Raw genomic sequence first — 15,838 nt, 5'->3', positions numbered from 1 at the left:
CGGGTGGACGAGGGCTTATCAATAAAAAAACGCGGACGCCGAATCGAGAGGAGCGTGGCGCCGCGTCGGTTCAATCGTTAGAACTGTTCGGCGCTCAGGCCGTACAACGAGGCGCTGCCGGCGAGAATGGAATGCTCCAGGCTCAATGTGCGCGGAAGCAGGCGACGGATGTAGAAATCGGCGGTGGCGATCTTCGCGCCATAGAACTTGGGGTCCTCGCTGAGTTTTTTCTTCGCGACCTGGGCCATGCGCGCCCAAAGCCAGGCGTAGGCGACGTAACCGAACAGGTGCAAATACTCGACCGAAGCAGCGCCGATTTCGTTGCGGTTGGTGGCGGCCTGGTCTTGCAGCCAGTCGCTCAGGTTTTCCAGACGCTGCACGGCATCGAACAGCTGCACGGAGTAGGGCGCGTCAGGCTGATGGGCGAAACGACGGATCTCCCCGGTGAACTGACGCAGCGCGAAGCCGCTGTCGGCCAACACTTTGCGGCCGAGCAGGTCCAGCGCCTGAATGCCGTTGGTGCCTTCGTAGATCTGCGCGATGCGCACGTCACGGACCAACTGTTCCTGGCCCCATTCGCGGATGTAGCCATGGCCGCCGAACACTTGCTGGCCGTTGATGCAGCTTTCCAGACCCGTGTCAGTGAAGAACGCCTTGGCCACTGGTGTCAGCAGCGCGACCAGGGTTTGTGCGCTGTCGCGCTCCTGGGCGTCATCGGAGAACTTCGCCAGGTCCAGTTGTTGACCGACGTAACTGGCAAACGCGCGACCACCTTCGGTCATGGCTTTCATGCTCAGCAACATGCGGCGCACATCGGGGTGGACGATGATCGGATCAGCCACTTTGTCCGGGGCCATCGCGCCGGTCGGTGCGCGGCTCTGTACACGTTCACGGGCGTAAGCCACGGCGCTCTGATAGGACGCTTGCGCACAGCCGATGCCCTGAATGCCGATGGACAGGCGCTCGTAGTTCATCATGGTGAACATCGCCGCCAGGCCTTTGTTGGCTTCGCCGACCAGCCAACCGCTGGCACCGTCGAAGTTCATCACGCAGGTGGCCGAAGCCTTGATGCCCATCTTGTGTTCGATCGAACCGCAGCTCACGGTATTGGCGTCGCCGAGGGAACCGTCGGCATTGACCAGCACCTTGGGCACGACGAACAGCGAGATCCCTTTCGGTCCGGCTGGCGCGTCCGGCAGTTTGGCCAGCACCAGATGGATGATGTTTTCCGTCAGGTCCTGATCGCCACCGGTGATGAAGATCTTGCTGCCGGTGATGCTGAAACTGCCGTCGGCCCGGGGTTCGGCGCGGGTGCGGATGATCCCCAGATCAGTGCCGGCATGCGCTTCGGTCAAGCACATGGAACCGGCCCAGCGGCCTTCGTACATCGGCGGCAAATACAGATTTTTCAGGGTCTCGCTGGCGTGGGCATCCAGCGCCAGGCAGGCCCCGGAACTCAAGGCCGAATACAGGGCGAAGCTTGAGTTGGCGCCGTAGAGCATTTCTTCAAACTGCACGGCAAGCATCTTCGGCATGCCCATGCCGCCGAAATCGGCGTTACCGGACAGGCCCACCCAGCCGCCTTCGATGAAGGTGGCATAAGCCTGTTTGAAGCCGATCGGCGTGCTGACCTGGCCATCGAGCCACTGGGCGCCTTCTTCGTCGCCGCTGCGATTCAACGGCGCAATCAGGTGCGAAGTGACTTTCGCCGCTTCCTCAAGAATGGCGTCAGCGGTGGCGGCGTCGACCGTGTCGGCCAGGGCCGGCAAGCGCGCCCACAGGGCCGGGGCATCGAACACTTCGTGCAGCACAAAGCGCATATCGCGCAGCGGGGCGTTGAATTCGGGCATAACGTGAACCTCAAAAGGTATGCGGTGGGCACGGCGCCGTTACGGCAGACCGTGCCCTTTCAATCAATGAGCGGAAGCGCTGGCGGCACCGAGGCCGGTCTGGGCGCGAACGAACTGGTCGGCGTAGGCGTCACGCTCCTTGTCGGCGCGCACGCTGCGGTCGAGTTTCGACACCACGACGATCACGAAGAACGCCAGCGGCATGGAGAACAGCGCCGGGTGGTCGTAGGGGAAGATCGCGTGAGCGTGACCGAGCACGGTGACCCAGACCGCTGGCGACAGGATCACCAGCACCAGTGCGCAGATCAGGCCGGCGAAACCGCCGAGGATCGCGCCTTTGGTGGTCAGGCCTTTCCAGTACATGGCCATGATCAGCACCGGGAAGTTGGTCGACGCGGCAATGCCGAAGGTCAGGCCTACCAGAAACGCAACGTTCATCTTCTCGAACAGAATGCCCAGCAGAATCGCGATGATGCCCAGGCCTACCGTCGCCATGCGCGTTACGCGCATTTCCTGTTTCTGGCTGGCCTTGCCTTTCTTGAACACCGTGGCGTAGAGGTCATGGGAAATCGCCGAGGCACCGGCCAGGGCGAGTCCGGAGACGACCGCCAGAATGGTGGCGAAGGCCACGGCCGAGAGGAAACCGAAGAACAGGTTGCCGCCCACTGCTTTGGCCAGGTGCATGGCAACCATGTTGCCGCCGCCGATCAGGGCGCCGCCGACTTCACCGTTGACGTAGTACTGCGGGTCGGTGCCGATGATGACCATCGCGGCAAAGCCCAGGGTGCAGACCACCAGGAAGAAGAAACCGATAAAGCCTGTGGCGTAGAACACCGACTTGCGCGCTTCCTTGGCGTTCGGCACGGTGAAGAAACGCATCAGGATGTGCGGCAGACCGGCAATCCCGAACACCAGGCCCAACGACATCGACGCGGTGTTGATCGGGTCGGCGAGCATCGAGCCTGGCCCCATGATGTTCCAGCCGCTGGCATGGGCCTGGACGGCTTTGTCGGCCAGGGTTTCGTAGCTGAAACCAAACTGCGACATGGCCATGACCGCCAGGGTGGTTCCGCCGGCGAGCAGCAGCACAGCCTTGATGATTTGCACCCAGGTGGTGGCAATCATGCCGCCGAAGATCACGTAGACCAGCATCAATGCACCGACGATCACCACCGCAACCGGGTAGTCGAGACCGAACAGCAACTTGATCAACTGACCGGCCCCGACCATCTGCACGATCAGGTAGCAGCACACCACCGTCAGTGAACCGAACGCGGCGAAGATCCGCACCTTGTTCTGGTCGAGTCGATAGGAAACGATGTCGGCGAAGGTGTAGCGGCCCAGGTTGCGCAGGCGCTCGGCCATCAGGAAGGTGATGATCGGCCAGCCGACAAAGAAGCCGATGGTGTAGATGAAGCCATCGTAGCCCTTGGCAAACACCAGGCTGGACAGTCCCAGCAGCGTGGCGGCGGACATGTAGTCACCGGCAATTGCCAGGCCGTTCTGGAACCCGGTAATGCCACCGCCCGCGGTGTAGAAGTCCGACGTGGATTTGGTTTGCCGTGCGGCCCACCAGGTAATCGCCAGGGTGCCCAGCACGAAGACGAAGAACATGCCGATCGCATGCAGGTTCAGCGGTTGTTTTTCCACTGCGCCCATTGTCGGGGCGGCGAGGACGATGGAGGCCGGCAACAGGCCGGCAGCGGCGAGGATGAGCTTACGCAGCAGGTTCATCACTTGCTCTCCTCAAGAATGGCGGCGCCCAGTGCATCGAAACGCGTGTTGGCGCGATAGACGTACCAACCGGTCAGCAGCCAGGAAAAAATGATGATCGCCGCACCCACCGGCATGCCCAGGGTCAACATCCGATGCTCGGCGACTGGCGCATGCAGCCATTGCGGGGCAAATGCCACCACCAGCATGAATCCGTAGTAAGTGCCCAGCACGGCGGCACTCAGCGACCAGGCCAGGCGCGAACGGCTGCTCACCAATTGAAGGAATTTCGGATTGGTCCGAATGCGTTCACAACGTTGGGTATCGGTTGAATGGATGTCGATCATGGGTGGCTCCACATTGTTTTTGTTATGTGTCTGGGGGCAGGGCAGGGCCGAATTCGGCCTGCACGAGCCCGAAGCGGCAGATGAAACACCTGCCGCCGGGTGGGTAAAACGTCGGTTCGGGTTAGAGCGCTTTAGCCCTGTCGCGCAGGACGTACTTCTGGATTTTGCCGGTGGACGTTTTCGGCAACAGGGTGAAGATCACCGTGCGCGGGACTTTGAAGCCCGCCAGATGCTCGCGGCAGAAACTGATGATGTCGGTCTCGCGAACGTCCTGGTGGTCGGCCTTCAAGGTGATGAACGCACAGGGCGTTTCTCCCCATTTTTCATCGGGACGGGCAACCACGGCCGCTTCCATCACGCCCGGATGGCGATACAGCACGCCTTCCAGTTCGATGGTGGAAATGTTCTCGCCGCCGGAAATGATGATGTCCTTGAGTCGGTCCTTGATCTCGACATAACCATTGGGATGACACACCGCCAGGTCACCGGTGTGGAACCAGCCGCCTTCGAATGCTTCGGCGGTGGCGGTCGGGTTTTTCAGGTAGCCCTTCATCACGGTGTTGCCGCGCATGAAGATCTCACCGATGGTCTGACCGTCCCGTGGGGTAGGTTCCAGCGTCTTTGAGTCGCCGACCATCACGCCTTCAAGCGTCGGGTAGCGCACGCCCTGACGGGATTTGATCTGTGCCCGTTCGTCCAGCGGTAACTCATCCCATTCGGCATGCCAGGCGCAGAGTGTCACCGGACCGTAGGTTTCGGTCAGGCCATAGACGTGCGTGACCTTGATGCCCATTTCTTCCACGGCGCCGATCACTTTGGCGGGTGGTGCAGCACCGGCAACCATGGCGTTGACCGGGTGGTCGATGGCCGCTTTCGCCGATTCCGGCATATTGACCAATGCATTGAGCACGATAGGCGCAGCACACAGGTGCGTGATTTGATGTTCGCGAATCAGCGTGAGGATTTTCTGCGGATCGACCCGGCGCAGGAACACATGCACACCGGCCATGGCGGTGATGATCCACGGGTAGCACCAACCGTTGCAGTGAAACATCGGCAGGGTCCAGAGGTAGACCGGATGGTTGCCCATGGCCCAGGTCATCTGGTTGCCCAGCGAGTTCAGGTACGCGCCGCGATGGTGGTAGACCACACCTTTCGGGTTGCCGGTGGTGCCTGAGGTGTAGTTGAGCGAGATGGCTTGCCACTCGTTGTCCGGCCATTGCCAGGCGTAATCCGGATCGCCTTCGGCCAGCAGCGCTTCATAATCCAGGTCGCTGACGGCCTTGCCTTCGCCGTATTCCGGGTCATTGACGTCGATGACCAGCGGCGGGTGATCGAGCATGCCGATGGCCGCGTGAATCACGTCATGGAATTCACGGTCGGTGATCAGCACCTTGGCTTCACCATGCTGCAGCATGAAGGCAATGGCTTCGGCATCCAGGCGCACGTTGAGCGGGTTGAGCACGGCGCCGATCATCGGCACGCCAAAATGCACTTCAAGCATCTCGGGAATGTTGGGCAGCATCACCGCCACCGTATCGTTCTTGCCGATGCCACGACCGGCCAGCGCCGAGGCCAGACGCCGGCAACGGGTGTAGGTCTGCGCCCAGGTACGACGGATCGAACCGTGGATCACGGCGGGGTAGTGGGGGTAAACGCTGGCAGTGCGTTCGATGAAGCTGAGCGGCGACAAAGCAATGTGATTGACAGCCGAAGGGCCTAGCCCTTGTTCATAGATCGACATGACGGGTACTCGGTGGCTGATTGTTAGCTCTATGGATGGGCCTGTTCAGCGTAGCCGCTGAGGTCATCCTTTATGCCCGGTGTGCTTTATATAACAATCTGACACGAATATGGAAGTACAACCTACGCAGTATAGTAGATGTACTATATTTGATTCTTCTGCCTCCAAATGAATGCGGCGATACCTCTAGCGCCGGTATATTCTTGGCTCCCCCGACAATGCGGACCTGTGATGACCCTGACTCCCGTTCGATTGCACAGCTGGTTGCGCCTGCAGCGCGAGGGCGTGTCCCTGGCCGCTCGGGCGGATGCGTTGTGCCGTGCGCTGCAGGAATGTCCCGAGGTGCGGCGAGCGGTTTACCTGAGCTGGCAACCCAGCGCGCGAATTTACAGCCACGAAGGCGCCGCCCAGCATTTCCCGCCGGGCCTTGGCGATCCATCGCTGGCCAGCGATCAGCTGCTGTTTGATCGGCTGGGCGAGACCGGGCGCCTGGACCTGGCCCAGGTGCGGCAACTCGATTGCTGGCTGTCCGGCCGATTACGCCGCGCAGCCATCAGCCATGGCCAAGTGTTTGATCTGGCCTTGCAGGCGGGGCAGTCAGGCCTGTTGCTGGTGGAAGTCTGCGACGGCGTGAGTCTGGACTGGCTGGGCTGGGTGCAGGATTTGTTGACCACCTTGCTCAGCAGCGTCAACGGCATGCTGCGGGGGTCGCCGCTGTTGGGGCACGACCCACAACCGAGTCTGTTGCTCGATGCGCAGGGCCGACCGCTGGAGTTCAATGCCGCGCTGCTGGCCCTGCTCGCGGAAAAGCCGCTGACCGAGGTGTTGGGCTTTTTGCCGGTCAATCATCGGGTGTTGGTGCGTGCCTGCCTCGACCAGCAACGTGCCATCGAAGGGGTCGAAGCCCAGTTCGAGGCGCAGATTCTGATCTGGACGTTTATTCCCGATCCCCAGGACAACCGCGTGCTCGCCCGTTGCCGCGACGCCACGGTACAAGTATTGGCCGAACGCGAAGCCGCCACGGCACGGCGGCTGTACCGGCTGATCATCGAGAACACCACCGACCTGATTTCCCGGCACACCCCGGACGGGCGTTTTCTCGATGCCTCGCCGGCATCCTGGACATTGCTTGGCTACTGGCCCGAAGAGTTGCGCGGGCAAATGGCCCAGGGCCTGTTTCACGGCCAGGACCTCGCCAACCTGGTGCAGCGTGCGCGGGACGCGCTGGAGCAGGACGGTTATCACACCATGACGTACCGCATTCGCCACCGGGCCGGGCATTACCTGTGGTTCGAAACCGCCAGCCGGGCGATTCGTGAAACCTACACCGGCGCGGTGGTCGAGGTGGTCAGTGTGTCCCGGGACATCACGGCCCGGGTACAGGCCGAAGAGAACAAGCGGCGCCTGGCGGAAGTGGTCGAGGCCAACACCGATCCGGTGTTGTTCATCGACCCTGACGGGCAAGTCACTTACCTCAACCCGGCCGCACGACGCATCCTCGATATCGACGAGCAACAACCGATGCCGGCCCTGGCGCAGCTGTTTGCCAGCGCTGACCTGACGCGCCTGCAACGTGACGGCTGGAGCAGCGCCGAACGCGACGGCGTGTGGAGCACCGATGCCCGGTTGCAACCGCCCGGTGGCGGCACGTCGGTGCCGGTGTCGCTGGTGTTGCTGGCGCACCGTTCGGCCGGCGGCGAGCGCTATTACTCTTTGGTGGCGCGGGACATGACCGAGCGCGAATTGCGCGAGGTACAACAGCGCCGCCATCAAGACGAATTGGCGCACACCGCACGGTTGGTGACCCTGGGCGAGCTGGCCTCGGGCATTGCCCACGAAATCAACCAGCCGTTGGCCGCCGTGGTCAACTACGCCAATGCCAGTCAACGCTATTTACAGACGCTCGACACCAACCCCGAGGCCGCCGAACGCGTGGCGAAAGGGCTGCAACGCATCACCCATCACGCCACCCATGCCTCGGAAGTGATCAAGCGGTTACGGGCGTTTCTGCGCAAGGGGCAGCGGCGCATGCAGGCCCTGAATTTTACCGACGTCGCCCGTGAGGCCGTGCGTTTGTGTGCCTGGGAAGCGAGCAATTGCCAAGTGACAATCGAGGATCGACTGCCGGATAATCTGCCGCCCGTTTATGCCGACCGGGTGTTGCTGGAGCAAGTGCTGCTCAATCTGTTGCGCAATGCCATCGACGCCAATCGCGAACAACATCCGGGGCAGCCCTCGCTGATCGTGATGACGGCGGAGCAGGGTGGTGGTGCCACCGTGGAGATCCGTGTGCAAGACCAGGGGCCGGGCGTCAGTGAGCCCGAACTGGAGCAGATATTTACCCCGTTCTATACCAGCAAGGCCGATGGCCTGGGCCTTGGCTTGTCCATGAGCCGCAGCATTATCGAAGGTTTCGGCGGTGAATTGCAGGCCCGGCGCCAACCGGTCGGGCTGCTGATGGCTTGCCGCTTGCCGCTTGCCGGCCCAACAAAACAACAACAGGAATAACGCAATGGCAGGTGTGACTGAGCACGTGGTGTATGTGGTCGACGATGACCAGGGCATGCTCGATTCAACGGTCTGGCTGTTGGAATCGGTCGGGCTCAAGGCGTTGCCCTTTACCAGTGGCGTGGAGTTTCTCAGCGCCTGTGATGCCACGCTCGACGCCTGCGTGCTGCTGGATGTGCGCATGCCCGGCATGGGCGGGTTGAACGTGCAGGAAGAAATGCGCGCTCGGGAGTTGAACCTGCCGATCATCTTCGTCAGCGGCCACGCCGATGTGCCCATCGTGGTGCGCGCGTTCAAGGCAGGCGCCCATGACTTCATCGAAAAACCTTATAACGAGCAGTTGTTGCTGGACAGCGTGCAACAGGCGCTGAGCAACTGCGCGGCCAACCGTTCGGGTAATCAGGGCCATGACGCCTTGCAAGCCCGTTTGCTGACACTGACCCCCCGCGAGCGCGATGTCTTGCTGCCGCTGGTGCAGGGTTACACCACTCGGGAAATCGCTGAGCAACTGGGCGTCAGCGCAAAAACCGTCGACCTGTATCGCTCACGCGTGATGAAGCGCATGCAGGCCAGCAACCTGCCGGACCTGGTGGGCATGGCCATTGCCGCCGGACTGGTCGATCCACTGAAATTGCGTTGAGGCCTCACGCCGTGTATTGAGCGTCTATGCTGGGCTAACCGATCCGCTACCGTTGCAGCGATCTGCAAGGAGCCACCCGTGGAGCCCACACCCTTTACCGAGAAAACGCTGAGTCGCACCCTGCTCGATGTAATGATTCGTGCCGGGTTGATCGCGGTGCTGGTACTTTTCTGTTTCCAGATATTCAGCCCGTTCCGCGACTTGATGTTGTGGTCGCTGATCCTGGCGATCACCCTCTATCCGCTGCAAGAGCGACTCAGGGGGAGCCACAAACCCGGGCACGTCGCGACGCTGATCATTCTGATCGCCATCGTCATCCTGATGGTGCCGATCTACCTGCTGGGCACCTCGATTGCCGATTCGGTCGAACGGGCGATGGAAGTCGTCAAGGGCGGCGGTTTTCACATTCCACCGCCGGCCGAGTCAGTTGCCAGTTGGCCGTTGGTGGGCCGGCCACTCTCTGATCTGTGGTTTCAAGCCTCCACCAATCTTCCCGAGCTGACCGCCAAATACGTACCGCAAATCAAACATGTCAGCCTGGGCCTGTTGGGTAAACTCGCGGGTGTCGGCATGGGTTTCCTGACGTTCATCTTCGCCTTGATCATTGCCGGGATTTTCATGGCCCATGGCGAAGGCGGCAGTCGCGCCGCGGTCCAGATTGCCTCCAGAGTCAGCGGTCCGGCACGGGGCCCGAAAATCGCTGAACTGTGCACCGCCACCATCCGTGCGGTGGCGTTGGGCGTGGTCGGCATCGCGTTCATCCAGATGCTGCTGGTGGGCCTCGGCTTTGTCTTCAAGGGCATCCCCGGTGCCGGTCTGCTGGCCTTGGCGGTGCTGCTGCTCGGCATCATGCAATTGCCGGTGACGCTGATTACGCTACCGGTGATTGCCTTCGTTTTTGCCACCGAAGGCGCCAGCACCGCGACCATTATTTTCGCCATCTATGTGTTCATTGCCGGCCTGGTGGACAACGTCCTCAAACCCTTGCTGCTGGGGCGCGGTGTCGACGTGCCGATGCCGGTGGTGTTGATCGGTGCGTTGGGCGGCATGGTCACCAGTGGCATCATCGGGCTGTTCATCGGGCCGGTGGTCCTTGCCGTCGGCTATCAATTATTCTGGCAGTGGGTGCAGGATCGACCATCGGAAACAGGAGGGCCGCCACTGTGAATGCGCAGGATCATCCACTGCTGGATCAGGTGCTGATCGCCCATGGTGGTCTGGACCGCTGGAACAGCTTCAACACTGTGCGCGCCACCCTGGTGACCGGCGGCTCGCTCTGGGCCGCGAAAGGGCTGACCCAAGACAGCGCCCCTCGCCAGATGACCGTTTGGCTGCATGAACAGAAAGCCTCGGTAACCCCCTTCGGTGGCCCGGATAAACGGACAGCCTATTCACCCTATCGAATCGCCATCGAAACCACCGACGGGCAGGTGATCGCTGAGCGCCAGGCGCCCCGGCAATCCTTTGGCGACCACACCGAAAACACCCCGTGGGATCCGCTGCATCGCGCGTACTTCAACGGGTATGCGCTTTGGTCCTACCTGACCATGCCTTTTCTGTTCAAGTGGCCGGGTGTGGTGACCGAGGAAATCGAACCCTGGCAAGAAGCAACCGAGCGCTGGCGCCGTTTGCGGGTGCACTTTCCCGAAAGCATCGCCACGCACTGCGCCGTACAGGATTTCTACTTCGGTGAAGACTTCCTGCTGCGGCGACACGACTACAACGTGGATGTCAGTGGTGGTATGCCTGCCACCCAATATGTGTCTGACTACATCGAGGCTGACGGGCTGCGCATGCCCGGCAAGCGTCGTGCCTACCGACGCGGGAAGGACGGCCTGGCTGACATGGATGCCTTGCTGGTAGCCATCGATCTCAGCGAAATCGGCTATTCCTAATGCGCTGCGCAGGGAACAATCATGACCGTACATGCCTGGGAAAAACTCTACCTCGATGACCTGAGCCTGGGTCAGCAGTTCGAAAGCGACAGCGTGCGGGTCCATCGAGCGTCGATGCTGGCCTTCGCCCAGGAGTACGACCCGCAACCGTTTCATCTCGATCCTGAAGCTGCCGAGTTGAGCCTGTTCCGCGGCCTGGCCGCCAGCGGCTGGAACACCGCCGCCCTGACCATGAAGCTGCTGGTGGACAGCGTGCCGTTGGCGGACGGCATCATCGGGTTGGGCATCGAGCTGAGCTGGCCGACACCGACTTACCCCGATGACCTGTTGCGCCTGCAATGCACCGTGCAGGCCATCGACCCGTCCAGCTCCAAACCCGACCGGGGCGTAGTGACGATGTTCATGGAGACCCTCAATCAGAATGACAAGGTGGTGCAGAGAGCCACCGGCAAATTGCTGGTCTTCAGGAGACCGCCGCCTGACTGAAAAGTAGTCATGGGTTTTAGGGGGCGCGCATGATGGCGGAGGCCAGTTTTCACCGAGTCAGTCGAGTGCGCTCTGTCGATGGCAGGGACCGGAGGAGGCGTCGTGAAACCATTTCTGCCCAGGCCCAGCGCCTCAACAATGAATATGTTGCGTGAAGGGTGCCTGCAACGCCGTGATGCGGTGCCGCAAGACCTGACGGAACAAGCAGTCATTCCGGGCATCCCGAATGCGCGCTACTGGCTGGACCGGGACCTGACCGCGTTCATTGTGGATGCGAGCCTGGCCAACGATCGCGAGGTCGAGGCGCTCGCCGACACAGAGTTGCCGACCGATGCGCTGCCACTGGCTTACTACCTGGCCATTTCGGGGGGCGGCGACGCCGGCACCTTCGCGGCGGGCATCATCGCCGGCTGGAGCTTGCATGGGAGCCGACCTCCTTTCAAAGTCGTCACCGGCATCAGCGCAGGTGCCCTGGTCGCACCGTTCGCATACCTGGGGCCTGAGTATGACCCGGTCATCCTGGGGATCTGCAGCGCAATCGGTCCGAAAGATGTGTTCCATGCGCGAAGTGTGCTGACCCGCCTGGCCAGCGACGGCATCGCGGACAGCAAGCCCCTGGCGCGCCTCATTGCCAAGTACATCACCGCCGACGTGTTAGCGGCCATCGCTGCGCAATACGCCAAGGGACGACTGCTGATGATCGGCACCACCGACCTCGATGCCGGGCGGCCCGTCACCTGGAACATGGGGGCGATTGCTTCCAGCGGAGCACCGGGCGCGCTGCACCTGTTTCGCAACATCATGATCGCGTCGATGAGCATTCCCGGTGCCGTTTCACCGGTCATGATCGATGTGGAGGTCGACGGCCAACAGTTTCAGGAAATGCACGTGGACGGAGGCGTCCTCACTCAGGTGTTCCTTTACCCGCCGGGCACCGTGATGGCGTTGAACAGCGTGGCCGGCGCGCGCATCCGCCGGGCCCGGCATTTCTATGTCATTCGCAATGGCAAACTGGAACCGCAGTGGTCCGGTACCAAGCGCCGGACCTTGAGCATCGGCGGGCGAGCCATCAGCACCTTGATCCAGACCCAGGGGATCAGCGACCTCAATCACATTTACCGGATCGCCCAGCAGGACGGCGCAGATTTCAATCTGGCGTACATCGGCGCGGATTTTATCTGCCCGCGCAATCAGAAATTCGATGGCGAGTACATGAAGCGTCTGTTCGATTATGCCTTTCAACTTAGCGCGCAAGGCTACCCGTGGCATAAATCGCCGCACACCTGAGTTGCCTGCATGAAATTTATGCTGTAGTTTTTCATGAAATTATAAAAATACAATTTCATGAGGCTTGTATGTTTCAGCAGTCCACGCAGCATGTCGCCAGCTATTACGCCCACAGTTGCGCGGATCGCCTGACCACCCGACCAGCGCTTGCCGGTGAGCAAACCACCGAAATCGTCATCATCGGTGCCGGTTTCAGCGGCCTGCATACTGCGTTGCGCCTGGCTTTGGCTGGTAAGCGGGTGACGCTGCTGGAAGCCAGCTGCGTGGCATGGGCCGCGTCGGGGCGCAATGGCGGGCAGGCCATTCTCGGCTGGTCGTGTGACATGCCGCCGCTGGAAGCAGCGTTGGGCTACGAGCGTGCGCGGCGGTTGTGGGACGGCATGCGCTGGGCTGCGCAAGAGCTGCGTGAGTTGCCGGCTCGCCATGGTTTCGACTGTGATTACCGCGCTGGCCATTTGTGGACATCGGTGATGCCCCGTCGGGTTGGTCTGCTGACGGAGTGGCAGCACGAAGCCAGCCACAAATGGGGCCACGATGGCTTGCAGTTCATCCGCCGTGAACAGTTGCCGGAATGGGTGGCCAGCGAGCGCTATCAGGCCGGGCTTTATGACCCTGAAGGCGCGCACCTGAATCCACTGAAACTGGCCCTCGGCCTGGCCGCCGCCATCGAGCGTGCGGGCGGCCGTATCCATGAACAAAGCAAGGCGCTGAGTTATCGAGAGGAGGGCGGTCAATTCCTGGTAAACACCGAACGCGGGTCGATTCGCGCGGATGTGCTGGTGCTGGCCTGCAATGCCTATCTCGACGAGCTCGACCCGCAGCTGGCCAGTTGCGTGTTGCCGGTGGGCACTTATCAAGTCGCCACCGCACCCCTGACGGCCGAGCAGGCCACGGCGCTGTTGCCGAGCAATGTCTGCGTCACCGACAACCAGTTCGTTCTCGACTACTTCCGTCGCACGCCGGACAACCGCTTGCTGTTCGGCGGTGGATGCACGTATCTGGGTGGGATGCCCAGGGACATTGCCGGCGCAACCCGGCCGTTTCTGGAACGGGTTTTCCCGCAGCTCAAAGGCGTGAAGCTAGAGTTCGCCTGGGGCGGGCACATTGACCTGACGCTCAAACGCACCCCAGACATTGGTCGCAAGGGTGATCGCTACTGGCTTCAGGGGTATTCCGGGCATGGCGTGCTGCCCACGCTGGCCGCTGCCCGCGCAGTGTCCGACGCGATTCTCGGCCAGAGTGATGAACTGGCGTTGTATCAGGGCTTGAGTAACCCCAGCTTCCCCGGCGGTAAATACCTGGCGGCGCCGCTGGAAGCCATCGGCAAGGCGTGGTATCGACTGCGCGACAGTATTTGATGAATCACTTGGCGGAATTCCAGGCATGAACAAGCAAGAAGAAATCGCCGCGCTGGCGATCCTGATTCACGATCTGCGCAAGCATAAGAAGTACACCTTGAAGGATCTGGCTGACCAGATCGGTCGTTCCGTCGGCTTTCTCTCACAGGTCGAACGCGGCCTGTCACGACCCACCGTGGCCGACCTGACGGCGATCAGCGAAACCCTGGGCGTGCCGACCACCTATTTCTATAGCCTGCCCAAACCCAAGGAACTGCCGTGGGTCACCCGGCCGGATGAACGCCGCACGTTGTACTACGCCAACGGCATCACCGACATTCTGGTGTCGCCGAAGATGCGGGCTTCGTTTTCCATGCTCGAAAGTCACCTCGAAGCCGGCGCCAGCAGTGGCGAACGGCACTTGAGCGACAGCTCGGAGCAGGGCGGCTACGTGCTCGAAGGTGAGTTGACGCTGTGGTTGGGTGATGACGACGCCGTCACCTTGCAGGCCGGCGACAGCTTTCAGTTCGACAGCCATACCCGTTGCCGCTACGGCAACCTCACCGAGCACCTCACGCGAGTGCTCTGGGTCTACACCTGATCACCACAATAGGACCAACCATGATGGACGCTGATCTGCTGGCCGAGGTGCACGCCTTTCGCCAACGCTACCCTGATGTACGTTATGTCGACCTGATTTCCCTGGACATTCCGGGGCACTTCTACGGCAAGCGCTATCCCGTGGAGATGCTGGAAAAGGTCGCGTCCGGCAGCGCGCTGAAACTGCCGCAAAACTGTGTGCTGCTCGGTGTGCAAGGCGGTTTGTTCAAGATTGGCGACTACTGCTTCAACGACGGTGACCCGGATGCGCTGCGCCGCCTGGTGCCCGGTACACTCAAGCCGGTCAGCTGGGAAGCACAACCGCTGGGGCAAATGCTGATCACCTCGGACGGCACCGAGAAGCCGATTGTGTTCGAGCCGCGCCAGGTCCTGGCGCAGGTGTTGGACAGGCTCGCCGGCAAAGGCATCCATCCGATGGTGGCGTTCGAGCTGGAGTTCTATCTGTTCGATAAAAAGCTGCGCGACGGACTGCCGCAATTCCCCCGGGATGATCTGACCGACGATACCGACGATCAGCCGAACATGCACATCGAGCGCCTGTCACGTTTTGCGCCGGTGCTGGATGAGATGGTCGAAGCCTCGCGGGCCCAAGGCATCGATACCACAGTGATCACCGCCGAGCTTGGCCCGGGCCAGTTCGAGATCAATTTCGGGCATCTTGATGATGGCTTGCGAGCGGCGGACTGGGCGGCCTTGTTCTGTCGCAGCACCCGTGGCGTGGCCCTGAAACACGGTTATCGCGCCAGCTTCATGGCCAAACCTTACTTGCAGCACCCGGGCAGCGGCATGCATGTGCACGTCAGCCTGTATGACGCCGCCGGCAATAACCTCCTCGCCGCGAATCAGCAGCAATCGTTGCGTCATGCTGTGGCCGGTTGCCTGGAACTACTGCCGCATTGCATGCCGATCTTCGCGCCGAACCAGAACGCCTTTCGCCGTTTGGGCGGCACCACCAACATCGCCACCCGGGCGAGCTGGGGCTTTGAGGATCGTGATGCGTGCCTGCGCATTCCGGAATCGGATGCGAAAAACCTGCGCATCGAATATCGCCTGGCCGGTGCCGATGCCAACCCGTACCTGGTGCTGGCGGCGATTCTGGTGGGCCTCGAACAGGGCCTGGAAGCAGGCAACGAACCGATCCCGCCCCTCAATGAAGACCGCAACAGTGGGGTCGACTTCCCGCTGGAGATGCTCGAAGCGGTGCGCGCCATGCAGCATCAACCGCAGCTGCGCAAAGGGCTGGGAGCGGAGTTCGTAGACGTGTATTGCGAGAACAAGCGCCAGGATCATCTGGCGTTCATGCAGGAGATCAGTGCGCGGGAGTATCGCTGGTATCTATAAGCCAAGCGTGCAAATGCACTTTAATAAAGCTTTCGTGCGGTGGCATGCACTAAGCCAAGGCAGAAACCG

At 61.4% G+C, this 15,838-nt stretch carries 13 protein-coding genes; 9 read left to right on the top strand and 4 right to left on the bottom strand.

Going from position 1 to position 15,838, the window contains the following annotated elements:
* Positions 1-77: 77 nt before the first annotated feature.
* The 4 genes from FHL16_RS13435 to FHL16_RS13420 form a co-directional block, all read right to left on the bottom strand.
* A complete protein-coding gene (locus tag FHL16_RS13435; protein WP_077748473.1) occupies positions 78-1,850 on the bottom strand; it encodes an acyl-CoA dehydrogenase C-terminal domain-containing protein in 1,773 nt (590 codons plus the stop codon).
* Between the two features lie 63 nt (positions 1,851-1,913).
* Complete coding sequence (locus FHL16_RS13430; RefSeq protein ID WP_010460315.1) at positions 1,914-3,584, bottom strand: cation acetate symporter; 1,671 nt, start codon at positions 3,582-3,584, stop codon at positions 1,914-1,916.
* Positions 3,584-3,910 (bottom strand): DUF485 domain-containing protein, encoded by a 327-nt coding sequence (locus FHL16_RS13425; protein WP_010460314.1) that lies wholly within the window; start codon positions 3,908-3,910, stop codon positions 3,584-3,586. The genes FHL16_RS13430 and FHL16_RS13425 overlap by 1 nt, the downstream gene beginning before the upstream one ends.
* Positions 3,911-4,031: 121 nt before the next feature.
* Complete coding sequence (locus tag FHL16_RS13420; protein WP_077748472.1) at positions 4,032-5,654, bottom strand: acyl-CoA synthetase; 1,623 nt, start codon at positions 5,652-5,654, stop codon at positions 4,032-4,034.
* A 231-nt stretch (positions 5,655-5,885) separates the two neighbouring features.
* Here FHL16_RS13420 and FHL16_RS13415 point away from each other — a divergent pair, with 231 nt between their 5' ends.
* The 9 genes from FHL16_RS13415 to FHL16_RS13375 all read left to right on the top strand — a co-directional run bounded on the left by FHL16_RS13415 (position 5,886) and on the right by FHL16_RS13375 (position 15,769).
* Positions 5,886-8,162 carry a PAS domain-containing sensor histidine kinase gene (locus FHL16_RS13415; RefSeq protein WP_077748471.1) on the top strand — a complete coding sequence of 759 codons (2,277 nt, stop codon included), beginning with the start codon at positions 5,886-5,888 and terminating at the stop codon, positions 8,160-8,162.
* Positions 8,163-8,166: 4 nt separating this feature from the next.
* Positions 8,167-8,802 (top strand): response regulator transcription factor, encoded by a 636-nt coding sequence (locus FHL16_RS13410; protein WP_010460308.1) that lies wholly within the window; start codon positions 8,167-8,169, stop codon positions 8,800-8,802.
* Positions 8,803-8,880: 78 nt separating this feature from the next.
* Positions 8,881-9,969 (top strand): AI-2E family transporter, encoded by a 1,089-nt coding sequence (locus FHL16_RS13405; RefSeq protein ID WP_077748470.1) that lies wholly within the window; start codon positions 8,881-8,883, stop codon positions 9,967-9,969.
* A complete protein-coding gene (locus FHL16_RS13400; protein WP_077748469.1) occupies positions 9,966-10,697 on the top strand; it encodes a hypothetical protein in 732 nt (243 codons plus the stop codon). Before FHL16_RS13405 ends, FHL16_RS13400 begins: the two co-directional genes overlap by 4 nt.
* A gap of 21 nt (positions 10,698-10,718) precedes the next feature.
* Positions 10,719-11,183, top strand: coding sequence for a MaoC family dehydratase (locus tag FHL16_RS13395; protein WP_010460302.1), 465 nt, complete (start codon positions 10,719-10,721; stop codon positions 11,181-11,183).
* A 144-nt stretch (positions 11,184-11,327) separates the two neighbouring features.
* Positions 11,328-12,470: a patatin-like phospholipase family protein gene (locus tag FHL16_RS13390; protein WP_010460300.1), complete on the top strand. Its 1,143-nt coding sequence runs from the start codon at positions 11,328-11,330 to the stop codon at positions 12,468-12,470.
* A gap of 68 nt (positions 12,471-12,538) precedes the next feature.
* Positions 12,539-13,828: an NAD(P)/FAD-dependent oxidoreductase gene (locus tag FHL16_RS13385; RefSeq protein WP_077748468.1), complete on the top strand. Its 1,290-nt coding sequence runs from the start codon at positions 12,539-12,541 to the stop codon at positions 13,826-13,828.
* Between the two features lie 25 nt (positions 13,829-13,853).
* The gene (locus FHL16_RS13380) at positions 13,854-14,408 is read left to right on the top strand and encodes a helix-turn-helix domain-containing protein (protein WP_010460296.1); all 555 of its coding nucleotides are present in this window, start codon (positions 13,854-13,856) and stop codon (positions 14,406-14,408) included.
* Between the two features lie 20 nt (positions 14,409-14,428).
* Positions 14,429-15,769, top strand: a complete 1,341-nt coding sequence (locus tag FHL16_RS13375; RefSeq protein ID WP_371917150.1) for a glutamine synthetase family protein — start codon at positions 14,429-14,431, stop codon at positions 15,767-15,769.
* The last annotated feature ends 69 nt before the right edge of the window (positions 15,770-15,838 follow it).

It is taken from the genome of Pseudomonas sp. FSL W5-0299, from assembly GCF_005930655.1.
Classification (GTDB): domain Bacteria; phylum Pseudomonadota; class Gammaproteobacteria; order Pseudomonadales; family Pseudomonadaceae; genus Aquipseudomonas; species Aquipseudomonas mandelii.
Note: the sequence above shows the minus strand (reverse complement) of the source record. Positions and strands in the feature narration are given on the sequence as shown.